Annotated in this window: 25 protein-coding genes; 15 read left to right on the top strand and 10 right to left on the bottom strand. The window is 72.3% G+C overall.

From position 1 onward, the window contains the following. Window positions 1-2 precede the first annotated feature (2 nt). Complete coding sequence (locus ACIA8L_RS50440; RefSeq protein WP_395916513.1) at window positions 3-161, bottom strand: hypothetical protein; 159 nt, start codon at window positions 159-161, stop codon at window positions 3-5. Beyond that, window positions 131-472 carry a hypothetical protein gene (locus ACIA8L_RS50435; protein ID WP_395916511.1) on the bottom strand — a complete coding sequence of 114 codons (342 nt, stop codon included), beginning with the start codon at window positions 470-472 and terminating at the stop codon, window positions 131-133. The genes ACIA8L_RS50440 and ACIA8L_RS50435 overlap by 31 nt, the downstream gene beginning before the upstream one ends. Window positions 473-599: 127 nt before the next feature. On the opposite strand from ACIA8L_RS50435, the gene ACIA8L_RS50430 reads away from it, so the two are divergent. The 3 genes from ACIA8L_RS50430 to ACIA8L_RS50420 all read left to right on the top strand — a co-directional run bounded on the left by ACIA8L_RS50430 (window position 600) and on the right by ACIA8L_RS50420 (window position 5,176). Further along, entirely contained in the window at window positions 600-4,136 is a 3,537-nt protein-coding gene (locus ACIA8L_RS50430) for a hypothetical protein (RefSeq protein WP_395916510.1), read from the top strand. Window positions 4,137-4,158: 22 nt separating this feature from the next. Continuing rightward, complete coding sequence (locus ACIA8L_RS50425) at window positions 4,159-4,446, top strand: hypothetical protein (RefSeq protein WP_395916508.1); 288 nt, start codon at window positions 4,159-4,161, stop codon at window positions 4,444-4,446. A gap of 202 nt (window positions 4,447-4,648) precedes the next feature. Then, window positions 4,649-5,176 carry an IclR family transcriptional regulator C-terminal domain-containing protein gene (locus tag ACIA8L_RS50420; RefSeq protein WP_395916507.1) on the top strand — a complete coding sequence of 176 codons (528 nt, stop codon included), beginning with the start codon at window positions 4,649-4,651 and terminating at the stop codon, window positions 5,174-5,176. A 15-nt stretch (window positions 5,177-5,191) separates the two neighbouring features. On the opposite strand, the gene ACIA8L_RS50415 is transcribed toward ACIA8L_RS50420, so the two are convergent. Continuing rightward, window positions 5,192-6,358 (bottom strand): hypothetical protein, encoded by a 1,167-nt coding sequence (locus ACIA8L_RS50415; RefSeq protein ID WP_395916505.1) that lies wholly within the window; start codon window positions 6,356-6,358, stop codon window positions 5,192-5,194. Between the two features lie 243 nt (window positions 6,359-6,601). On the opposite strand from ACIA8L_RS50415, the gene ACIA8L_RS50410 reads away from it, so the two are divergent. The 6 genes from ACIA8L_RS50410 to ACIA8L_RS50385 are packed head-to-tail and all read left to right on the top strand — an operon-like array spanning window position 6,602 to window position 9,562. Then, window positions 6,602-7,195 carry a hypothetical protein gene (locus ACIA8L_RS50410; RefSeq protein ID WP_395916504.1) on the top strand — a complete coding sequence of 198 codons (594 nt, stop codon included), beginning with the start codon at window positions 6,602-6,604 and terminating at the stop codon, window positions 7,193-7,195. Window positions 7,196-7,240: 45 nt separating this feature from the next. Continuing rightward, window positions 7,241-7,759, top strand: coding sequence for a hypothetical protein (locus ACIA8L_RS50405; RefSeq protein WP_395916502.1), 519 nt, complete (start codon window positions 7,241-7,243; stop codon window positions 7,757-7,759). Window positions 7,760-7,764: 5 nt separating this feature from the next. Further along, window positions 7,765-8,283 (top strand): hypothetical protein, encoded by a 519-nt coding sequence (locus ACIA8L_RS50400; protein WP_395916500.1) that lies wholly within the window; start codon window positions 7,765-7,767, stop codon window positions 8,281-8,283. Then, window positions 8,280-8,453, top strand: coding sequence for a hypothetical protein (locus ACIA8L_RS50395; protein WP_395916498.1), 174 nt, complete (start codon window positions 8,280-8,282; stop codon window positions 8,451-8,453). The genes ACIA8L_RS50400 and ACIA8L_RS50395 overlap by 4 nt, the downstream gene beginning before the upstream one ends. Window positions 8,454-8,513: 60 nt before the next feature. Next, the gene (locus tag ACIA8L_RS50390; RefSeq protein ID WP_395916496.1) at window positions 8,514-9,035 is read left to right on the top strand and encodes a hypothetical protein; all 522 of its coding nucleotides are present in this window, start codon (window positions 8,514-8,516) and stop codon (window positions 9,033-9,035) included. Next, entirely contained in the window at window positions 9,026-9,562 is a 537-nt protein-coding gene (locus tag ACIA8L_RS50385; RefSeq protein ID WP_395916494.1) for a MauE/DoxX family redox-associated membrane protein, read from the top strand. Before ACIA8L_RS50390 ends, ACIA8L_RS50385 begins: the two co-directional genes overlap by 10 nt. Before the next feature lie 86 nt (window positions 9,563-9,648). Here ACIA8L_RS50385 and ACIA8L_RS50380 read toward each other — a convergent pair whose 3' ends face one another. Next, window positions 9,649-10,425, bottom strand: a complete 777-nt coding sequence (locus tag ACIA8L_RS50380; RefSeq protein WP_395916492.1) for a phosphotransferase — start codon at window positions 10,423-10,425, stop codon at window positions 9,649-9,651. 82 nt (window positions 10,426-10,507) lie between these two features. After that, the gene (locus ACIA8L_RS50375) at window positions 10,508-11,443 is read right to left on the bottom strand and encodes a LysR family transcriptional regulator (RefSeq protein WP_395916490.1); all 936 of its coding nucleotides are present in this window, start codon (window positions 11,441-11,443) and stop codon (window positions 10,508-10,510) included. A 49-nt stretch (window positions 11,444-11,492) separates the two neighbouring features. On the opposite strand from ACIA8L_RS50375, the gene ACIA8L_RS50370 reads away from it, so the two are divergent. Beyond that, window positions 11,493-11,951: a group II truncated hemoglobin gene (locus ACIA8L_RS50370; protein ID WP_395916488.1), complete on the top strand. Its 459-nt coding sequence runs from the start codon at window positions 11,493-11,495 to the stop codon at window positions 11,949-11,951. A 45-nt stretch (window positions 11,952-11,996) separates the two neighbouring features. Here the strand turns inward: ACIA8L_RS50370 and ACIA8L_RS50365 are convergent, their stop codons facing one another. Both ACIA8L_RS50365 and ACIA8L_RS50360 read right to left on the bottom strand, forming a co-directional pair. Beyond that, entirely contained in the window at window positions 11,997-15,560 is a 3,564-nt protein-coding gene (locus ACIA8L_RS50365) for a trypsin-like peptidase domain-containing protein (RefSeq protein WP_395916486.1), read from the bottom strand. A gap of 59 nt (window positions 15,561-15,619) precedes the next feature. Beyond that, on the bottom strand, window positions 15,620-16,876 hold the full coding sequence (locus tag ACIA8L_RS50360; protein ID WP_395916484.1) for a PAS domain S-box protein: 1,257 nt from the start codon (window positions 16,874-16,876) through the stop codon (window positions 15,620-15,622). A gap of 322 nt (window positions 16,877-17,198) precedes the next feature. On the opposite strand from ACIA8L_RS50360, the gene ACIA8L_RS50355 reads away from it, so the two are divergent. The 5 genes from ACIA8L_RS50355 (at window position 17,199) to ACIA8L_RS50335 (ending at window position 19,331) form a co-directional block, all read left to right on the top strand. Continuing rightward, window positions 17,199-17,447: a hypothetical protein gene (locus ACIA8L_RS50355; protein WP_395916482.1), complete on the top strand. Its 249-nt coding sequence runs from the start codon at window positions 17,199-17,201 to the stop codon at window positions 17,445-17,447. After that, on the top strand, window positions 17,441-17,758 hold the full coding sequence (locus tag ACIA8L_RS50350; RefSeq protein WP_395916480.1) for a type II toxin-antitoxin system PemK/MazF family toxin: 318 nt from the start codon (window positions 17,441-17,443) through the stop codon (window positions 17,756-17,758). The genes ACIA8L_RS50355 and ACIA8L_RS50350 overlap by 7 nt, the downstream gene beginning before the upstream one ends. A gap of 306 nt (window positions 17,759-18,064) precedes the next feature. Then, window positions 18,065-18,217, top strand: a complete 153-nt coding sequence (locus tag ACIA8L_RS50345) for a hypothetical protein (RefSeq protein WP_395916478.1) — start codon at window positions 18,065-18,067, stop codon at window positions 18,215-18,217. A gap of 118 nt (window positions 18,218-18,335) precedes the next feature. After that, window positions 18,336-18,491 carry a hypothetical protein gene (locus ACIA8L_RS50340; protein ID WP_395916476.1) on the top strand — a complete coding sequence of 52 codons (156 nt, stop codon included), beginning with the start codon at window positions 18,336-18,338 and terminating at the stop codon, window positions 18,489-18,491. Window positions 18,492-18,566: 75 nt separating this feature from the next. Continuing rightward, complete coding sequence (locus ACIA8L_RS50335) at window positions 18,567-19,331, top strand: hypothetical protein (RefSeq protein ID WP_395916474.1); 765 nt, start codon at window positions 18,567-18,569, stop codon at window positions 19,329-19,331. Window positions 19,332-19,403: 72 nt separating this feature from the next. On the opposite strand, the gene ACIA8L_RS50330 is transcribed toward ACIA8L_RS50335, so the two are convergent. The 3 genes from ACIA8L_RS50330 to ACIA8L_RS50320 form a co-directional block, all read right to left on the bottom strand. Then, window positions 19,404-20,711: a B12-binding domain-containing radical SAM protein gene (locus ACIA8L_RS50330; protein ID WP_395916473.1), complete on the bottom strand. Its 1,308-nt coding sequence runs from the start codon at window positions 20,709-20,711 to the stop codon at window positions 19,404-19,406. A 328-nt stretch (window positions 20,712-21,039) separates the two neighbouring features. After that, window positions 21,040-21,255: a hypothetical protein gene (locus ACIA8L_RS50325; protein WP_395916471.1), complete on the bottom strand. Its 216-nt coding sequence runs from the start codon at window positions 21,253-21,255 to the stop codon at window positions 21,040-21,042. Between the two features lie 205 nt (window positions 21,256-21,460). Then, window positions 21,461-21,814 carry a sensor histidine kinase gene (locus ACIA8L_RS50320; protein ID WP_395916639.1) on the bottom strand — a complete coding sequence of 118 codons (354 nt, stop codon included), beginning with the start codon at window positions 21,812-21,814 and terminating at the stop codon, window positions 21,461-21,463. Between the last annotated feature and the right edge of the window lie 69 nt (window positions 21,815-21,883).

Here is a 21,883-nt window from a genome sequence, read left to right as displayed (position 1 = left end):
GATCAGGCCGCGCTCGGCCCGGCCGGTGATCGACCAGTGGCCGCCGAGTTCGGCGACCGCTCGGGCATCGACGTCCAGCCGACGCCACCGGCGGCGTCCGAGCCGATGCCGTGGCGGTTGTCGGCGGCGGTCAGCTCGAACGCCTCGCCGACCGCGACCACGTCGTGCTGCTCCCGCTCTTGCTGATCGCCGCGTCGGTCGTGGCGGCCCGTGGCCCGGTGGTGCGCTGCGTGCAGCCGCTGGGTGTCTGACCGGCGGGCGAGCTCCGGCGGACGACCAGGATCCGTACCGACAGCACCAGACCGTTCAGCAGCAGCAGGCCGAGGACGTTGCGGGCCTCGCCGCGCCGCGCCGGCGTGCTGGCGAGCAGCGCGATGGCCGCGGCCGTGGTAGTGACGGCGGTGTAGAACAGGCCGGTGATCGCCACGATGAGGCCGCTATGGTCGATCAGGACGGACAGGCAGTTGCTCACGACGGCGCTCCCGGATGTGTGTTGTAGCTGGCCGGAGCCGATGTCACCCGTCCGGCCGGTGTCCGTCGAGGGGCCCGGACGGATTACGGACACCGCTGCACACGGTCACGGCGAGTAGGGTGCCTGCGTGGCCGACTTGCCGAGCGCCGATCCGGCCGGGGAGTTCAAAGCGCAGCTGCAGCGATTCCGGGCCGAGTGCGGCAACCCGTCGGTCCGGGAGCTTGAACGGCTGTTCGCCAAGCTCGGCCGGCCGCAGGGCCGCAGCGCGATCCAGCAAAAGCTGACCGGCGCGACCACCCCGGACTGGCCGTTCGTCGAGACGTTCGTGCAGGCGTGCGTGCGCCACGGCGGCACCGGCCAGGATCCGCGGCTGCAGCGCTGGCGCGACGGGCACACCCGGATGCTGGCGGCCTTGGCCGGCACCCGGGCGTCACCACCGGCCGGCGCGGGGCGGCCCTACCGCGGCCTTGAGGCGTTCACCGAAGCCGACGCGATCTGGTTCCACGGGCGGGGCGGGGCGGTCCAGGACGTGCTCGCCGCACTCATCAATCCGCGGGCGGCGGTCCTGCTGCTCGGTCCGTCCGGGTCGGGCAAGTCGTCGCTGGTCCAGGCGGGCGTGCTGCCAGCGGTCGGGGCCGGCGCGATACCCGGCAGCGACCGCTGGCTGCGGGTGTCGGTACGGCCGGGACAGGACCTGCAGGCGGAGCTGAACCAGGCCGGCGTCCCAGGGGCCGCGGCCGCACTGCCCGCGGCGCTGGCCCAACGGCTGGCGGCGGAGCCGTCCGGGACCCGGCTCCTGCTGGTCATCGACCAGTTCGAGGAGCTTCTGATGCCGCTGGCCGAGCCGGAGCCGGAGCAGGCCCGCCACCGGCTCCTGGCGCAGGTCGGCACCGCGGCCGGTGCGGCCGGTGTGACCCTGCTGCTCGTCATGCGCGACGACTTCTTCCCACAGCTGGCCGCGCAGGCCCCGGAGCTGCTCGCCGGGATGCCGCAGGTGAGCCTGTCCGCGGGCCTGGACGGCGGGCAGCTGCGCGACATCATCGTCGAGCCGTCGGTCACGGCCGGCCTGACGTGGGACCCGGGGCTGCCCGAGCAGATCGTCAATGATCTGCTGGCCGGCAACGACACCGACGGGACCCGGCGCGTGCCGGCGACCGTGCTGCCGCTGCTCGGACTGACGCTTTACCAGCTGTGGGATCGCCGGGCGGATACGCGGCTGACGCGGTCGGCGTACCACAGTGTCGGCGGGGTGCGCGGCGCGCTCGCCGTGTGGTGCACCGCCGCCGTCGAACGGCTCGACCCGGCCGAACGTTCCTGCGCCGAGCAGGTGCTGACCGCACTGGTACGCCCAGCCGAACCCGAACGCAACGTGCCCGCCGTGCGGCAGCCGGTGCGGCTGGACAGCCTGCGTGAGCTGGTGGCCGTCGGCGCCACGCCCGACCCGGCTGAGGGCGGCGGGTGGCTGATCGACCGGGTCCTGGCCACGCTCGTCAGCCATCGCCTCGTCAGCACCCGGACACTGCCTGGCCCGGACGGGGGTCCGGTGGCAGTGGCCGAGCTCGCGCACGACGCGCTCATCCGCGACTGGCCCCTGCTGCGCGGCTGGGTCGAGCGCGACCACCGCTTCCAGGACTGGCTCCGGCGGGCCGACGAGCGCCGCCGCCGGTGGGTTCGCCGGCCCAGCTCCGACGATCTCCTGCATGGCAGCGATCTGGCCGAGGGCATCGAGTGGGCCGGGCGACGGCCGCTGCCCCGTCCCATCGCCGGGTTCCTCGCCGCCAGTCGGCACGGCCAGCAGGCGCGCGTCCGGCGGGTCCGGCGCCTCAACGCCGTCCTGGCCGGCCTGCTGGCGATCGTCGCCGTCGTGGCCGGGATCGCCGTGTACCAGTGGCGCACCGCGGTCGCCGCCCAGCAGGTGGCGCTGTCGCGAGAGCTCGCCGCGCGGTCGGCGGCGGTGCGGTCGGCGGAGCCGGAGCTGGCCGCGCTGCTCGCCGTGTACGCCTACCGCACGAGCCCGACCGCCGAGGCTACGGACAGCCTCTACAGCGCCGCCACCCTGCAGCGCGCCGAGGGGGGCGGCGTCCGCCACGTCGGCCTGGCGGGCCCGGTGGCGTACAGCCCCGACGGCCGCCACCTGGCCGGCGGCGACGGGCGCGGGTCACTGCTCGTCGTGGACCTGGACGGCGGACCGGACCGGACGCTGGAGACCGGTGGCGGCTTCTGGCCCGCGGTCGCCTACAGCCCCGACGGCCGACGCATCGCCGCCGTCCCCGGCGACGGCTCGGTCTGGGAATGGGATCTGGACACCGGACAGACGCGCCTGCTCGTCACCGGCACCGGACGGATCGACGCCGTGGCCTACGGTCCCGACGGACGGCACCTGGTCGTGGTGAACCCGAACGGACCGATCCGGCTGTGTGACCTCGACACCGGGCTGCAGCGCACCCTCACGGACCGCAGCAGTCACGCCACCACCGCGGCGTACAGTCCCGATGGTCACCACGTCGCGGTCGGCGGTTGGGACGGATCGATTCGGCTCTGGGACCTCGACACCGGCCAACCGCGCACCCTCGCCGGCCACACCGACGTCGTGACCGCGGTGGCCTACAGCCGCGACGGCCGCCGGTTGGCCAGCGTCGGCGAGGACGGGGCGCTTCGGCTCTGGGATGTGGACACCGGCCAGTCCCGCGTCCTCGCCGGGCGCGCCGGCCCGCTGGTCGGCATCGGCTACGGGCCGGCCGCGCACCTGCTCACCGGCATCACCGCGGACGGAACAGCACAGGTCTGGGATGAGGAGACCGGGCAGATCCGCGCGCTGACCGGCCACACGGACACGGTGACCGCGGTGGCATACGGTCCCGACGGGCGCCACGTCGCCAGCGCCGGCACGGACGAGGCGGTACGCGTCTGGGACCTCGACACCGGGCAGACCCGGACACTGACCGGCCACCTCGACGATATCCTGGGCGTCGCCTACAGTCCGGACGGGCAGCACGTTGCCAGTGCCGGCGGCGATGACCAGACGGTCCGGGTCTGGGATCTGCGCACTGGGGAAGGCAGGGTCCTGACCGGGCACACGGGCAAGGTGACCGCGGTGGCGTACGGCCGCGACGACCGGTATCTCGCCAGCGCCGGCTGGGACGGTCTGATCAAGGTATGGGACCTCGACACCGGCCAGTCCCAAACCCTCACCGGCCACACCGACGCCGTGACCGCGGTCGCCTACAGCTCCGACGGCCGCCACCTCGCCAGCGGAAGCGCCGACCGGACCGTGCGCATCTGGGACCTCGACACCGGCCAGTCCCACACCCTCACCGGCCACACCGACGCCGTGACCACGGTCGCGTACAGCCCCGACGGCCACCATGCCGCCAGCGGCGCCGCGGACGGGACCGTCCGCCTCTGGAACCTGGACACCGGCGAGGCGCGGCCCGTGCCCGGTCACACCGGCCCGGTGAGGGCCGTCGCCTACGACCGCACCGGCCGGCACCTGGCCACTGGCGGCGCCGACCGGACGGTCCGTATCTGGCCGGACACCCTGGCCACGCCGGCCGAGGCCGTCGCCCGGATCTGCACGGCGCTCGGCTACGACCTCTCCAACTCCGAACGCTTGGAGTACCTGCCACCAGCCGCGTCCGGGCTTCGCGCCTGCCCGACGCGTTAGCCCGATCTTCCGCCCGTGCGGCATGGCCGAGGATCAGTCGACTTCTTCTTTCTGGATTTCGGTATTGCTGGTTGCGCTGCTGACCGAACATCCGTCTCGGGGGCTCGGCCCGGCCGACCGGCTCAAGGCAGTGAACAACGTCCGCGCACCGCTGGTCACCTTCGTCGCGGCGGCGGGCGCCGCCATCACCGTGTGGCTTACCGCGCGCACGTACCTGCTCAGCCGCGAAGGCCAAGTCACCGACCGGTACACCAAGGCCATCGAGCAGCTCGGCGAACCGTTGTTCCGGTCAGGATCTCCCCGGCGGTAGCCTCCCGCCGCGAGACATCTTCATCGACCACTGCTCGGCGCCGGTGGCGGTGTCGCCGACAACACCTATGATTACCGTTGGCGTTTCCATCCCGACTATCGGTGATCAGGGAGCCTGTCGATGTTGCGTCGTCGTGTCGCGTGGGCTTCGGGGATCGGGGTCGTGCTGGCCGCGGTCAACAGTGCTGTGATCAACGAATTGCATGGCGGTTGGCCCTGGTGGGCGGCGGACCGGTGAGATCGCCTGGATGATCGCGGTCACCGACTCCACCAACACCCTCATCGAGAGCGCGTTCGGCAGCGAACGCTCCGCCGACATGAGCCGGCCGTGGCCGGCCGTCATCCGCAGCCCCGGCTTCCTGACCACCGCCGCCGGCCGGCTCGTCCTCGCCGACCGCCCCGACCTCGTCGAGGACCTGCGGGCCAAACCGTTGCCCCGCCTCACCCCGTACACCGTCAACCACTGGGGTCAGATCGCCCGGACCTTCACCGACGTGCAGGCCACCGGCGTGGCCATAGAACACGAGCAGAATCGGCTGGGGTACAGCTGCATCGCCGCCGGCATCCGAGACGCCGACGGCACGCTCGTCGGCGCCATCGGGGTCGTCGGCCGCACCGGCACCTTCGTCGCCGAACGCATCGACCGGCCCGTCCGCCGCGCCGCTGAGGAGCTCAGCCGGCTGTTCACCGGGCCGGCCGAGCCGCCACCGGCCGGCCGGAGACCGTCATAGGGTTGCCGGCGTTGCTCAACGGCCGCCGTCGGCCAGGCTGAGCAGCGCCGGCGGGCCGGTGACCGTCGATACGGTGGTGAGCGAGCCACCGGAGGTGTGGTAGGCGAGGACCTGCCGGCCGCCCGCGTCCAGCAGTACCGTCGAAGGATCCCGCCAACCGAGGACCCGGATGTCGGCGACGGGCAGGTCGGCGAACGAAGCCGTGGCCGCGGCCGTGTTGACCAGGACCAGGCGGGTGGTCGGCGGCCCGGTCGGGGCCGCGACCGGGCCGGAGCTCACCGAGGCCACGCGGGCGGCCAGGTCACCGCTGCGCCAGCCCGGGCCGCTCCACGACATCAGGTCGGTCGCACCGCGCACCGGCGTCTGGTCGCCGCCCGGCCAGCGGCCGAGCCGGGCCTGGTGGTCGGGGCCGATCGACAGCGTCGACACCGTGGCGCCGGCCGGGAGCAGCACGTCGTCGCCGGCGTACGGGGCCGCGGCGGGTGACGGGCCGCCGGCCAGGTAGGTGCGCCCGCTCTGGGTCACCAGCACCTGCTCGCCGGACCAGGCGGCATTCTCGTTGAACCCCGGCACCGCGACCGTCCGGGCGCGGCCGGTGGTCAGGTCGACGATGACCACCTTGTCCGGCTGCGCGAAGGCGGCCCGGCGCCCGTCCGGGGACAGCGACGTGACGTCCAGCACCGGCTGGGGGTTGCCGGCGGCGTCCACCGCCGGGCGCAGGTCGCCGACGTCGAGCCGCCGCCACGTGTTGTCCTCGGCGAGCGCGAGCACCGGCGGGTTGGCGTCCGGTTCGTCCGCGCGGGGCTGCACCAGGGCGCGGGCCCGGGTCACCGGCCGGGCGCTCAGCGGCGCGGCCGCGGCCGGGTCGACGGTGAGCCGCGCGGGCAGCTCGGTCACCTCCTGCGGCCGTGAGGGCAGCGGCGGGCCGGCCGCACTGGTGGACGGTGAGCCGGCCGCACCGGTGGCCGCTGAGCCGTCCGACGCCGGGCCGCCGGTGGGGCCGGCGCTCGTGGATGCGGCCTGCGGCGTGCCCCCGGCGGAGCAGCGGGCGAACGCGACGACCGCCCCGGCGACGACCACCGCGACGGCGGCCAGCACCAGCAGGCGCGTCCGGCGCGGCAGCGGCGCCGACGACGGTCCGCCCGAGACGACGTCGACGCCGTCACCCTGCTCAGCTGCCACCGCTTGTCTCCGCTCGCTCGACCCGCTGGGCTGAATCGTCGCGCCTTGCCCGAGATGACGGTTTACCCGGCAGACGCGGACCACCTGCTCTGCATCCATCAACGTTGATAGCCTAGCCGCCACGAGACAACTGCCGGTGGAACGGGGGAAGCGGCGATGCCCACGACTGCGCCCGATGGTCGCACCCTAACAGTTACGGGAAACCCGCGCGGCCTGATCGGGCCTTGGCTGTTCATGATGTGGGTGACCAGCGATACCAACCGGTTCCGTCTGCACAGCGGGGTTCGCGGCGGCCAGGAGTCGGTCCTGGTGCACAACCCCGACGCCGCCGCGGCCAAGGTCCGCGAGGCCAGCCAGGGCCGCACCCGGCTGCTGTCCATTGAGGACGCCAAGCACGGCGGCACCACGCTGGTGTGGCAGGGCGACTTCCACGAGGTCTCGACGTTCGTGCACGGCATCGACGTGCCGCTGCAGACGCTGCCCAGCATGGTCGCCGGCCTCGACCTGCAGGACTCGCGCGACGGCATGGTGGTCCGGGCCCGGCCCGGCTCCGGGGTGCGGGTCGACTACGTGATGGGCGGCAACTTCATCCCCGCGATCGCCAGCGTGACCGTCAAGCCGCTGGAGTCGGCGACCGAGCAGGTGCCCAGGTCCGGCGGCAAGGCCGTCAAGGGCGGCCGGACGTGGCGCGACGACGAGATCGCCGACGACGGCACCGTGCTGCGCCGCCGGGTGGTGCTGGCCAACGGCTCGACCGCGTCGTTCCTCGACGCGCTGGAGCCGACCGGCCGCGACCTCGTTCCGCTGCTGGAGACCATCTCCTTCACGCTGTCCTGATCCGCGAGCCGCCCTGAGCTCACCGGGGGAACGGGGAACCGCCGCATGACAAGCATGTTCAACGCGATCGCGGTCCTGGCGCTGCTCGGCGTGGTGCTGCTGCTGTTCGCCAACTCCGCACTGCTGAAGATGGTCCGCGACCTGCAGCGCGCGCTGGTCGAGGCGCAGGCCGGCGGGCACGGCGCGTTCGGCGCCACGCCCGCAATGACGGTGCCACGGTTCGCCGCCGGCGACGGGCGGTCGACGTACGTGCTCGTTGTCGATGCGAGCTGCCCGGCCTGCCGCGACCGCGCCGAGGACTACGCGCAGCTGAGCCGCGCCGCACCGGCCGGCGAGCTCGTCGCGCTCGTCAAGGATCAGGCCTGCGCCGTGTGGTTCGCCGCCAGCGCCGTCCGCGTCGAGTTCGACGCCGCCCTCCTCGGCACCGTTGGCGTCGGCGTGACGCCGATGCTGATCAGGTATGACCCGGACGGCACCGAAGCGTGGCGCCGCGTTGTCGGCTCCCGCGAAGACCTGGACCGTTTCCTCGAGATCAGCGAATCCGGCGCCGCGGAAAGGGCGTGATCAGCATGACGATCGACGTGGTCCAGGACTACTGGGACAGCGTGCCGACGGTTGCCGCCCCGGACGTCACCGCCGACGGCTCCCCCGTCGCCGCCGCACCGGACGGGGGCACCGAAGGCCGCACGATGCAGAGCACGCTGCGCGCGCACCGCCGCACGCTACTCAAGACCGTCGGCGTGCTCGGCGGCGGCTTCGCGCTCAACGTCCTGAGCTGGCTGCCGCCGGCGCGTGGCCGGGCCGCCCAGGCCACCGTCGGCACCGAATACACCAGCTGCACCATCTACTCCTACGACGACAGCATCACCTGCACCGGCGGCCCCTACGGCAGCGGCTACTGCGGCTCCGACGGCTGGTTCCTGCAATACTCGGGCACCTGCTTCTCCAGCGGCGCGGTCTCCGTGTGCAACAACCGCAACGCGTGGCGCTGGAAGCGGGCCGACAACCAGAAGACGTATCGCTGCGCCGACGGCATGCAGTACTGGTGCGGCGGCTCCGGCTTCTACATCTGCGCGTGGCAGCTGTGACCACAGCCCTCGGACGCCGGGCCGGTCATCCGACCGGCCCGGCCGTCGCCCTCCTGGCCGCTGCCGCCGCACTGCTGGCCGCCACGCCACTGCTGCCGCTCGCGGTGCCGCTGCTGGCCTGGACGCTGCTGGGCGTGACCGCCGGATACTCCATCTCCGGCTCCGTTTGAAGCCTCAACTCGGCCGATCTGGTCACCTCGTCGGTCTGGCGGGGACAGCAGCAATACTTCGTGACCGGCCTCTTCGCCGGCGCGCTGCTGAGCGGGCTGCTGGCCGGGGTCCTCGGCGGTTTCGCCGCGGTGGCCCCCGATGCGTGGCGGTGGGCCGCGTTCGCCGTGCTGGCCGTCGTCGTGCTCGCCTTCGAACTGGCCGGGCGCCCGCTGAGGCTGCCCCAGAACAGTCGGGCCGTACCGCAGACGATCATCCCCGAGTCGAACGCCAGCGGCCCGCTGCAGTTCGGCTTCGAGATGGGCACCGGCGTGCGCACCTTCATGCCGACCGCCCTGCCGCACGCGCTGCTGGCCGCCGTGGTGCTCGTCGGCGGCATCCTGCCCGGCATCGGCGCCGGGCTGGGGTTCGGCCTCGGCCGCGCGCTCATGCCCCTCGTGCGGGCCGGCAGCGCCGACCCCCGCGGCTGGGACCGGCGCCTGCTGCTGTCCCTGCGCCGCATCGGCATCCTGTGCGCGGCCGCGTTCGCGCTCACGCTGGCCGCGTTCGCGCTGCACCGCTGGGGGCCGCCCGGATGGCGTTGACCGCGCTCGCTCTCGTGTCCTCCACCGTCGTGTCGCTCGCCGGTCAGCTGCTGCTGGCCGGCGCCGCCGTGCACCAGCTGGCGGCCCGCCGCCGGCTCTCCAGCACGCTCGCCGCCCACGCGCTGCTGCCGCCGCGCCTGCACCGCGTTACCGCCGCGGCGACCGTGGCGGCGCAGCTGACCATCGGCCTCGCCGGTGCCGTCACCTTCCTCGCCGGCGGGCTCGAGTGGATCCCGGCGGCCGGCGCCGCAGTGGTCTACACCGCGTTCGCGGTCTACCTCACGGCCCTGCTGCGGGTGCGCGGCCCGGTGCCGTGCGGCTGCCTGGGCGGCGATCGCGCCGGGCGGCCGGCGATCGCCCGCGCGGCGCTGTTCGCCGCGGCCTCGATCGGCGCGGCGCTGGCCGGCCCGCCGGACCTGGCCGGCGGGCCGCGGCTGCTGGCGTTCGGCGCCGCCGGCCTGCTGGCCGCGTTCGCCGCCCAACTGGTCGCGGTCGCCGAGGCCGCCACGAGCACCGCCCGACGTTAGAGCGGATCTGACGGTTCCTGCGCCAGCACGGCGTCGACACGATCATCCTGGCCGGAGCAGGCGCCGCCGGTCGGCGAGATGCAACGTCAGCGCACCCAGAAGTCGTCCGGCTGCGCCTCGATGTCCGCCGCCGACTGTTCCATGTAGCCCGCGACCGGGAGCATGGCGATCATCGCCTCGTCTCCGGCGGCGGCCGCCTCCCGGAAGAAGTTCGCCTGCCGCCGGGTGCGGTGCACGACGGTGGCGCCGAAGGCCTGCCGGTCGCCGTCGTACCCGTACGCGTCGAGCAGGAGGTGGAGGCGGCGGGACCGGTCGTCGGTGTCGTGGAAGCCCAGCCCTTCGGCCACGCCTGGCGGGCACAGCGGCACCCACCAGAGCGCCGCGACCGCCAGGTCGTACTCCCGGGTGGAGGGGAACGCGCTGTCCCAGTCGAAGAAGCCGACGAGACGGTCGCCGTCCAGGACCGCCGCGTTGTACGGCGCGACGTCCTGGTGGCCGACGATCAGACCGGGTTCCATCGTCCGCCCGGTGAACCACCGCGCATCGGCCGGTGGCACGAAGCCGGCGGTCGCGTCGTGCACGCGCCGCAGCCAATGGCCGACCTGGGTGAGCAGCACGTCGGTGAACGACCAAGCCGGCCAGGGGACCCGTCCGCCGGCCGTCTCACCGGGCAGGTAGGTGAGCATCTCGCGGCCTTGCTCGTCGAAGCCGAGCGCCCGGGGCACGCCGTCGACGCCGGCCGCCTCCAGATGGCGCAGCAACGCGTGCACGGTCGGCGTCCACGGCAGAGCCCGCTTGCGGACGGTGTCACCGATCCGTACGGCGCCGACGGAGTTGCCACCCGTGAGGGTCTCTTCACTCATTGATGGTTTATAGCGGCTGCCGAGCAACGCCGACACTCAGTTAACGAGACCGGGCAGCGAGCAGGCTGCTGCCCGCCCACTATTAACAGCCGGTGATCTCCCGCACGACGGCGATGAACTGGTTCACCGGCGGCGGATTGTCGCCGGCCCGCCAGGCGACGGCGACATTCGAGGGCGGGATGTCGTGTACCTCGACGAAGGCGATGTGGGGCCACGATTGAGCGTGTGCCACCGATTCGGCGACGACCCCGACGGCTTGGCCCGTCCGTGCGGCTTCGAGCAGGTCATCGAGGTTGTGCCCGGTGGCGCCGACGCGCGGCGGCCGGCGGCGAAGGGCGGTCAGGCGCCAGAAGTCGCACCAGACCGGGTCGGCCTCGTCGATTTCGATCCACGGCTCCTGCTCGATTTCGGTGAAGCTGATGCTCGCTCGCCGGGCCAGGGGATGCCGGTCCGCGAGTGCGACATACCGGGGTTCGCTGGCGATCATCAGCAGTTCCAGGCCGTCCGCCCGGAACGGCGGCCGAACGATCGCGACGTCGGTTTCGCCGGTGAGCAGGCCGCCGACAGGGTCGCCGAAGTCGAAGTGGCGGGTGCTGAGGGCAATCTGTGGATGCCGGCGCCGGAAGGTGTCCAGGAGCGTCGGCGTGAGCGGGAAGGCGGCGGTGGCGGCCAGACCGACGCTGAGCCGGGCGGCACGCCGGCTGCGCAGTTGCCCGACGGCGGTCTGGGCCCGCTCGGCCGCTTCCAGCACCTCCCGGGCGTGCGGTAGCCACCGGACGGCAGCATCAGTCAGTCGCACCGGCCGGGTGGTGCGCTCGAAGAGACGCAGGCCGAGCATGTCCTCCAGCTGGGCGATGCCCTCGCTGAGGGTCTGCTGGACCACGTGGACCCGGCGGGCGGCGCGGGTGAAGTTCAGCTCCTCGCAGACGGCCAGGAAGTACCGCAGATGCCGGAGCTCGATCGGCGTCGGAGCCGCGCTGCCGGAGTCCGGTGGAACCGGCCGTGCCTGTGAAGCCATCGTCAGGTCCTGTTCGCGGTGGGGCGATCCGTTCCGTAGCCTGCCACACATGGCCGACGAGACGCTCTACGAGCACGCTGGTGGCACCGAGGGTCTGCACCGGCTCGAGGAGACCTTCTACGCCAGGGTGCTGGCCGACCCGCTCCTGCAGCCGCTGTTCGGTGCCGGCCGGGCGAGCCACGTCGAGCATCTGACCTGGTTCACCGCCGAGTCCTTCGGCGGCCCCGACCGCTTTTCCGAGACACTCGGCTTCGCCCACTTGATCGACGTGCACCGACATCTGCAGATCACCGAGGAGCAGCGCCGGCGGTTCGTCGAGCTGTACATGGCCGCGCTCGACGAAGCCGCACTGCCCGACGACAAGCCTTTCCGCGACGCGGTGCGCTCGCACGTCGAGTTCGGCAGTCACGTCGCCATGCAAAACTCCCGCGCCGCAACCGACGACGAACTGCACCCCCTCCGCCAGGTCCCGCGTTGGACCTGGGACGCCGACCCGGCGGGGCGTTGAGAACCGACTCGACGGTCGTTGACCTCCACATCGTCGGCGTCCCGGTCACTGCCGGCCCCGCTCGAGCTTGACCTGATCGGCCGCTTCCCGGCCGAGCTGTTCGTGCACCCAACCCGGGAGCGGGTCGGGGGGATTGCGGGTGGACGACGAGAGCAGCTCGCGCGTCTGCTCCCGGGCCTCCTGGACGCTCAGCGAGCCGCGCCGGAACCGCTCGACGACATTACGCAGGCGGACCAGCTCGGCATCAGTCCACCCGTCCTCCACGGCGGCGCCCCCGCCGAGGGTGGCCAGCTCCGCGCCCCGGGCCTCGTCTCCGGCCTCGATGAACAGCAGAGTCGCCGCGTACCGGGCCAGCACCTCGGCGCCGAGCGCCGCCGGCACCGAGAGGTCGATCGCCCGGACCGCCCGGGCGAGGGCTTGCCGGGCGTCCTCGTGGTGGTCGTACCGCATGTGGAACGCGCTGCGCTCGATGAGCGCCTCCACCAGCCTGGGGACCTCGCCGCGGCGCTCCCAGTGATCGATCGCCGCGGCGTGCAGCTCGGCCGCCAGGGGCACGTCATGGTGGTCCTCGGCGAAGACGGCGCCGTTGGCGCTGGACTGGGCCGCGTTCCACCAGTCATCCAGCGCCCGGTACAGCGATTCGGCCTCCCGCGCGTAGTCGACGGCCTGCCCGTGATACCCGGCCGTGTTCTCGGCCCGGCTCCGTTCGAACGCCGCCGAGGCGCGCGCCTCCAGGTCGCCCCAGCGGCCGGCCAGCTCCGTCGCCCGCCGCCCCCAGTCGACCGCCTTACCGGCATCCCCGAGCTCGCGCGCGATCTGGCTGTTGTTGATGGCGATCGGCACCGCGAGTTCCTCCTGCCCGATCGTGGCCAGGGCCAAGGCCGACCGCTCACCCATGGCCAGCGCCTCGGCGAGCTCGCCCTGCCGCCAGTGCAGGACACTCAGCTCGAAGTCGGCCTCGGCGGCCAGGCGCAGCAGGTCGTGTTCGTGGGCGATCCGGCCGGCCCGGCGGACATAATCCATCGCCGCCGCCCCGTCGGATTCCTTCAGGACCTGGGCGATGCGGAAACACACCGCCACGGCCGACACCGCGTCACGGTCTCGCAGGTGCAGCTCAACGAGGGCGTCGTCGGTGGCGACCAGGCGGCCCAGCTCGCCTCGTGAGGAGTAGAGGCTGCGCAGCCCCTCGCTCAGCTCGACCGCCAGGTCGAACCACCCCCGCTCGCCGGCCAGGCGGGCGGCGGCGTGGAAACGCGCCGGGTCCAGCTCGTCGGTGAGGCTGGCGCCGAGCGCGTGGCGGAGGATGTCCGCCAGCCGCTCGATCAGGTACCCGACGGCGCGCCGCTGGAACGCGGAGACCGCGTCGCCGGGCTCGTCGGCCAGCCGCTCTTTCGCGAACAGCAGCACCAGGTCGAACAGGGCGAAGGTGGCGGACACCTCGCCGGCGATCGACGAGACGATCTCCTGCCCGGCCAGGCTGCGGTCGACCAGCCGGTTCAGCCGCAGCTCCTGGCGCAGCGGCTGCTCGGCGAGGCAGTGACCGAGCTCGGCGCCGCTGGTGGTGGCGCCCGGGGTCGCCGCCATGAACCGGAAGGTGCGCTGGGTGGCCGCGTCCAGGGTGTCGTAGCTCAGTCTGATCGCGACCCGCACCGCGCGCTCGCCGTCGTCCAGGTAGTCGAGCCGGGTGCTCTCCTCCTCCAGGATCCGGACCAGGTAGTCGAGGCGGAGATCGGGCCGGCTGGCGATCCGCGCGCCGATCAGCTCCAGCGCCATCGGGACGTCCGCGCACAGGTGGGCGATGCGGTGCAGCAGCTCGGCGCTTGCCGTCCCGCCCTCGGTGAACATCGTCAGCAAGGCGACCGAGTCGTCCCGGGCCAGTGGCTCGACCCGGAAGACCAGGCCCGGGCTCGCATAGCTCTGCACCCGGTCCCGCGAGGCCACGATGACGCCACACCCGTCCGGGACCCGGACGAGCGGGGCGACGTGCGCGGCGTTGAGGGCGTTGTCGAGGACCAGCAGGACCCGCCGGCCGCGCAACCCCTCGTGGAAGACTCCACACCGGTAGGCGTCATCCAGGGTGCCCACGCCCAGATTGAGTCGCAACGCCTCCGAGATCGTCCGGACGACGGTCGGTGCGTCCCGCCGCGCGTCGGCCACCAGCCCGTTCAGGTCCATGTGCAGGACGCCCCCGGGGAAGTCCGGGATCAGCCGGCGGGCCGCCTCGATCGCGACGACCGACGCGCCGACGCCCGGCTGGCCGGATACAAAGGCGACCGCCGGTTCGCCGGAGGCCGTTCGCCGGCGCACCGCACCGGCGATCCGGTCGATCAGCTCCGAACGGCCGACCAGGCGCGGGCTCGGGTTCGGGAGCCGGCACAGCTGGGCGGCGACCGACGCCAGATCCCGGCTGTGGTGGTCGACCGCCACGCCGGTCGATACCGGCACCGCCTCGACCGTGGTGGAGCGCAACGGCGGCAGCAGATCGCCCAGCGTCGACCGGAAGGCGTCCAGCTCGGCCGAGTCCTCCCCGCTCAGCGCCCGACGCAGGTGTCGTCGGCAGGTGTCCGACACGCCGGCGAACATCTCCCGGTCCAGCTCGTCGGCGAGCACCCGGCTCAACCGGACCAGCCAGCCCCCGCACCCGGGTCCGGACCGGTCACCGTCGTGCAACGGCTCGCTCCAGCGCCGCATCGCCTCGTCGTGCCGGGCGATGCGCGGCAGGAGCAGCCGGGGGTCGAGCCCCCGCCGCCGCAGCCGGGCCCGGAGTGCGGGTTCATCGGCGAGATCGCCGAGCATCAACTCCACCAGGTCACCGAGTTCGCCCAGACCGCGGCAGGAACTGTCGATCGCGATCAGCACACGGGCCGCCTCCAGCGCCGACTCGTGCATGCCGCTGCGCGCAGCGGGCGACCGCCCGACCCGTACCGGCAGCCGGGCCGACGCCGACGGCGCCGCGACCGACAGCACCGTGCGCACCGGCTCGGCCAGCATCAGCCGCCGGCCCACGCGGACGCCCGGTAGCTCGCCCAGCAACCGGACCAGGTCCTCCACCCGGGCCACCCACACCGAGTCGCGCAGCCAGCCGTCGGCGCTGTTGTACCGGGCCGACACCACGCCGACCACGGCCTGGTCGGACAGTCGCCGCACCGGGGCGCCGCTCATGCCCGGCACGACCGCCGTCGAGGTCAGGCGACCCAGCGCCAGCTCGCCGTCGCGCACGGTGCCGCCCTGCCAGGTGCCGGTGGCGTCGAGGTGCCGGTAGACGTGGCCGGCGTCGTCGACCACGGACACCCCGGTCACCGTGACCGGCGTCAGCAGGGCGACCGAGCCGGTGGGCACCAGACCGGCGATCGACTCGGGCAGCGGTTCGGCCCCGCGCAGCACCGCGAGGTCGCGGCCGGGGTCGCCGCCGATCACCTCGGCCGGGAAGCACGCCCCCGAGCCGTCGAGTGCGTCAAGGCGGACCGAGGCGCCGACCCGGCCACCACCGGCCGCTTCGAGCACGTGCCACGCGCTCACCACGATGCCGGGCGTCACCTGGAAGCCGGTGCCCACCGGCACGCCGCCGGGATCGAGTACCCGGCTCAGGAACCCCGGCACTTCGAGCACTCGCGCTTCGCCTCCGTCGCGATGGGATCTACAAACCGTAGGATCCCGACCACCCGGTGTCACGCCGCCCCGCGGTCACTAATACGAATAAAGTAGATCAGAGCGTCAGGTCCGGCGTTGGGTCTGACCGGCCGGCGCGGCTGCCAATAGAGCGGGTCGATGCGGACGGTCAGCGGCTGCGGGAACGGCTGGGCGATGAGAGTGATGTGCTCGCCGATCGTGCGCGCGAGGATGTCGCGGACCTCGCCGATGGCGGCGTTGAGGTCGACCTGTTGTGGCTGGATGGTGTCGCCGCGGGTGAAGGTCAGCAGCTGGCGGGTCAGGTTGGTGGCGCGGTCGGTGGCCGCGCGGACCTGGCGCAGGTCGGCTTGGACCTCGGGCCGGTCGCCGGTCAGCTCGAGCGCGAAGTCGGTGTAGTTGGCGATGACAGCCAGGAGATTGTTGAAGTCCTGCGCGACGCCGCCGGCGAGCTTGCCCAGGCTTTCCACGCGCTGGGCCTGGTTGGTACGTTCGGTGATGGCGCGGTGTCGTTCGGCGGCGTCGCGGGCGGCGGTGACATCGCGGGCGGTTACGGAGATGCCGATGACCGCGCCACCGGGATCGGTGATCGCGGTAATGTTGAACGACACATCGACCGGGGTGCCGTCCTTGCGCAGCCGCTGGGCTTCATAGCTGATGCTGCGTTCGCCGTGCCGGATGCGGGCGAGGGTGTCGTGTTGATCCTGGCCGCCCGACTCGTCGGCCAGGATGGCGCTGGGCCGGCCGATGACCTCCTCGGCCCGGTATCCGAAGATGCGTTCGGCACCGTAGTTCCAGGCGGTGATGACCCCTTCTGGATTCACGCCGATGATGGCGTCGTCGCTGTGCTGCACGACGGTGGCCAGCGTGGCCCGGTGCGCCTCGGCGGCGTCGTTCGCCGCGCGTTCGCGGGCGCCGGCCTCGTCCAATACCTGCTTGCCGGCCGGGTCGACGTAGATGGCGCCGCGGCTGAGCAGGACGCCGTAGGCACGCCGCAGCGTCCAGTAGTAGAGGCCGACGGCGGCGGTGAGCAGATCCCAGACGGCCGAGAACATCGACGACCCGGCCATCGCCATGCCGGGATGACCCGCGTCGGTCGTCTGCGCGGCGACGCGCAGCACCATCAGCGCGTGCAGGCCGTGCCCGACCGCACAGCTGAAGAAGATCATCGCGGTGGCGGTGGCCAGCTTGTTCGTGCGCAGCTGACCGGCCCGGGCGACCGGGACGACGATCGCCACCGTGATCGCCGCGTAGGCGGCCATGATGACGGTGTTGGCCAGAATGAAGATCTGCTCCACGCTCGAAGTCGACCGGGCAGCGACTTCCGATTTCAGTGGTCCCGCTGCCCAATCGCAACAATGAGCGGTCGCGCCGCGCCATCGCCGTCGGATCGGTCGAGAGGATTCGCCCGAAACTCAAACCCGTCCTCCGCGACCAGGTACGTGTCGCTTCGGTGTAGCGACTTCGACCTTCCAGAGCTTGCTGCGGACGGGGTACCACAACCAGGCAGTGCCTGACGCAAGCGGCGCTGAAACCAATCACTCTTTGTGCCATTGCAGCTACTAAATGCCACGGTCGGCGGCAGACTGACCTTGCCATGCGATCCGGTAGGATGAAAGTATGACCGTGAAGCTGAGCATCAGTGTCCCCGACGATGTCGCCGAGTACCTGCAAAGTCGGGGTAACGCATCGGCCGCGGTCGTTGAGGCGGTACGACGGGTCCAGCCGCAGGCCCGCCGGGCACGGCAGCGCGAGGCGGCCCAGGCGTACGGAGCGTTCCTGCGTGAGCGCTCCCCCCGGCAGCGCGACGACGATCGCGCCATGATCGAGGAAAGCAACGATATCGCGCTGCGCGACGCACAGTGGTAAGGCGCGGACAGATCTGGACCCTGTTGCGCGGCGGCAGTCAGCACCGCGTCCTGGTGGTCAGCAACGATGAGTACAACGCCGTCGATGAGCTCGCCCTGTGGGCTCTGGCCGTCGTGCGTGAAGTCCCACATCCCAATCATCTTGTCGTCCGCCTCGACACCAGCGATCCGCTGGCCGGGGCGTACATCAGGATTCACAGCGTCGTGCAGATCCTGGACCGGACCGCATTGCGTGACAACCACGGTTTTGTCTCGCACGACACGATGAATGCCGTCGAATTGGCGCTCCGCGAATTCCTGGAACTGCCGTAACACGCGCCTGCCGATGTCGAGTCCGGCGTAGCTGCGCCGGGCCGCGACCCGGTACGTCACCGGCCGGTCGCCGGACGCCACGCGGATCTGCGCTCCGACGGGCAGGTGCTCCAGGTCGTACAGCGCGCCGCGGGCGGCCTTGGCGGTGTCGGCGTGCCCCGGCGATGAGCACCGTGCCCGTCGGCCCGCCCGGCAACGCCGAGCCGATCCAACCAGCCGACGTAGCTCGGGTCATCAGGCACTCCGAGCGCGCCGGCCGATGTCACGCCGGCCGGGTCGACCGTCGCGTCCACGTCGAGTGCGTCGATGTGCAGTCGGGTGGGCGTGGCGAGCTCGCGGATCGCAGCCGGCGACGGTGACAGCGACGTTCAGGTCGCGGCCGTCCAGCACGCCCGCAGACTCGACATGAACGCCGACGGCAGCTCCACCTCGCCGGGCGTCAGCACCTGCCAGCCGTAGGTGCGCTCGGCCCGCGCAGACCGGCGCGCCCGACCCCGGCGCGGACATCCTCGCGCAGTGGTCACCCGGCGCCGGCACCGTCGACGGCCCCCGCGCGACCTGGCCGTCCAAGGTCCCCGTGCCCGCCGGGTACGAGGGCGGCGACCATCTCGGCCGCTACCGCGGCGACCAGGCCCTCGCGCTACGCCGGGTGCTCGGCCCAGCCGAGCGCGACAGCGTCGCCAACCTGCCCGACGGCTCGGCCGCCACCATCCGGTGGAGATCCGTCTTCTGAACCGCGAGGGGCGGGACACTGACCGGACGACAGCATGCCCCCCATGGCGCGCCGCGAGCGTGGCAGACTGCGGCCGTGTCGAAGTCCTCCGCCGCCGCGCTGGCGATCGTCTTGACCGTGCTGACCGCCGGCTGCTCCGACGACCCCGGCCACCAGGCCGCCCCGGCGTCGGCGGCGGCGTCACGGTCGGCATCCCCGTCTGCGTCACCGTCACCGAGCGCGCCCAAGTTCGCGGCGACCGACGCGTGGGCCGCGGCGCTCGACTCCGCCCTCACACCGGCGCTCAAGCGATACGGAACCAAGGTTGCCATGCCGAGAGCCGGCGGGGTGGACACGAAGACCGACCTCACGCTGGAGCCGTGCGCGGGAAACTCGACGGTGCCGGGCGACGACGTCTATGTGAAGGGCGTCGGCGCGCGCGAGTACACCGCCTACACCGACAAGGACAACCGCTCCGTGGAGCTGCAGGTCGTCGCGTTCGTCGACGCCGCCACCGCCTCGGGCGCATTCGAGAAGGTGGTGGCCGCGACCGGTACCTGCCCGAAGACGGTCGGCAGCATGTTCCCCGACGTCGGCTACGAGGTGCGGGTCGAGCGCATCACCGTCGCGGGCGCATCGGCGGTCGTGGTGTCGCGACGGATGACACTCAAGCAAGGCGTGACCCAGGGTGTCGCCGGAACGTCGGACGTGTACCTCGTGCACGGCGCGACGCTGGTCCGCGTCATCGTTGACGTGCAGCGGACCGTGTCGGCGGACCGGACCGGCACAGTCCGCGACGCCGCCCGGTCCGTCGCCCTCGAGGCCGCCCCCGCCTTCGTCGCGGCGATTCCAGTGGCATAACCGGCGGCCCCGATCCCGCCGGCGCCGAGCTCCCGTAGATCCGGCGGAGCAGCGGCGGCAGCGGATAGCCGATCACCGCCTCGGCGTGGGCGTTGGCCCGCGCCCATAATGCCCGTGCCGAGCACGGCGGTCGTCATGCCCCGCTCGTTGCGCGGCCCGGGTGCCGAAGCTGCTCAGAGCCGTCTCCAGCAGCGGCAGCGCGTGCAGGACCTGCCTCGAGCGGATGAGCGCGTCCCACGCCCGCTCGAACTTCTTCCACCCGCCGGCGTACGCGAGGTGCCGCAGCCGGTCCCCGATTCGCTCGTGGGTCGCCGCGCCCCGCCACAGCGCGGCCCAGCGGTAGAAATCCCGGTACGCCCGCCAGTACCCCTCCTCCAACTGCTCGGCGGTCATCCCGCGCGGCTGGTACACGACGTGCCGGGTGTCGTACCGCTCCCAGTCGCGGTGCACGATGCGCCCCTCGGCCTCGATCCGCCGGAACAGCCCGGTGCCCGGGTAGGGCGTCATGATGTGGAATGTGGCGGTCTCGATGCCCTGTTCGACCGCCCACGCGACGGTCCGGTCGAACACGTCGGGCTCGTCCTCGTCCATGCCGACCACGAAGCTGGCGTTGACCATCGCCCCCGCATCGTGCACGCGCCTGGCGACGGCCGCGTAGTCCCGCCCTACGTTCTGCCGCTTGCGCTGCGCCGTGAGGTTGCCCGCGTTGATCGTCTCGAAGCCGACGAACACGCTGCGCAGCCCGGCCTCGACCGCCGCCTCGAGCAGGTCCGGGGCGAGCAGCGCGTCCACTGTGGACGCCGCCTGGAAGACGCGGCCCGTCCCGCGCATCCCCTCGAACAGCTCGGCCGCGAAGCGCCGGTTGCCGAGCAGGTGGTCGTCGAGGAAGTACAGGTGCTTGCCCGGCAGCCGCTCGATCTCCGCGAGCGCGTCGTCGACGGCCTGGGTGTAGAACGACTTGCCCCCTTCGAAGAAGGCGTCTTTGTAGCAGAAGTCGCAGTGGTGCGGACACCCCCGCGTCACCACGATGGAGTTCGGAACCAGGTAGCGATGGCGCTGGATGAGGTCCCGACGGATCGGCGGCAGCTTCGCCAAGGACCGTTCCCGCGAGGTGTACCGCTCCCGCGGCGCCCTGCGCCGCCAGTCTTCGAGGAACACCGGCCACGTGTCCTCGCCCGGCCCCAGAAAGATCACGTCGCCGTGGCGGGCCGCCTCGTCCGGCAGCGACGTGACGTGCAACCCCCCGAGGGCGACGAAGACCCCGCGGGCCCGATACCAGTCCGCGAGCACATACGACCGTCGCGCCGACGTGATGTACACCTGGATAACCACGAGATCCGGCAGCGCCTCGCCGTCGTCCGGCTCGAACCGGCTCCACATGCTCGTCGACGATCCGTACGTCGGCGTCGCCGGGTAGGTAGGCCGCGAGCGTGGCCAGCCCCAGCGGCGGGAAGAGCGCGTACTTGATGGGCCGGAAGAGCGGACTCGTGGCCTCGGTCGGCGCCGGGAGGATCATCAGCACCCGCATGCCCTGACCGTAGGCGCCGCGGCCGGTGCATCGGGTGGTCGATCGGTGCAGATTCCGTGATGATCGCGCAGACCGCCTGCAGGCGCCGGCATCGTCGGTGTCGACGCAGCGACGGTCGTGCTCGGCGCCGGTCACCGATGCCGGCCGCGTACACTGGCGAGTTCCACCCGCGCCGGAGCGTCAGTGGCCTGAGAGGTGCGTGCGGTACCTGGACCAGATGAGGCCGAAGAGTATCAACGCCAGCCCGGCCGCTGCGAGGACGTACCACGGCCGCCATTCGTCGTCAGCCTGGAAAGCCCCGACGATGAGGTACGCGATGACCAGCACTTCCGCAACGACGAACGCGGCGAAGGCCCATCGCTTACGGGCCGCAGTCTGCAATTCCGAGCCGGCCATATTGCCGTCCTCCCCATGCGCCGATGCCTACGGTAAGCCTCGATACCCCAACCGTCGTGGATGCACACGCCGGGAGGCCACACCATGGTCTACTCGCGCCGATCAAGATCGATCGGCGCCGAGGGTTCCGCGGTCCCGGGCCCGACCGGTCGGTTGTACCGCGCGGTACCAGCGTTGTCGCCGAGCCGGGTCCGATGGTGGGTGCTTAACGAATTGCTGGCTGCGGCGTGATGCCGGCAGCGCGGGCGGCCATGCCGCGGGAGGCATCCCGAAGGACGTGGACAACGAACCGGGAACCGCGGGGCCGGTTCGGGGTGTAAGCGATACGCAGGCCGCCGGCTCCGGCGAGGCGGGCGACGAGGTAGAGGCCGAGGCCGGTGCCGGGTTTGGTGGTGGCGACACCGGTTACGGCGCGGGCGAACCGGTCGAACAGGTGCGGCACGAACGATTCCGGGAGGCCTTCCCCGCCATCGCACACCTCGACCCGGATCTCGTCCTCGCCGTTGACCACAACGATCTCGATGGGCGGGGCGCCGTACTTGGTGGCGTTGCCGAGCAGGTTGCCGATGACCAGCTACAGATGACCGTGATCCGTTCGCCGCCGACGCTGGTGTGCGCGGTGGCCGCC

This window comes from Dactylosporangium sp. NPDC051541, from assembly GCF_044454505.1.
Taxonomy (GTDB): domain Bacteria; phylum Actinomycetota; class Actinomycetes; order Mycobacteriales; family Micromonosporaceae; genus Dactylosporangium.
The sequence above is the reverse complement of the archived record's forward strand: the minus strand, read 5'-3'. Positions and strand labels throughout refer to the sequence as shown.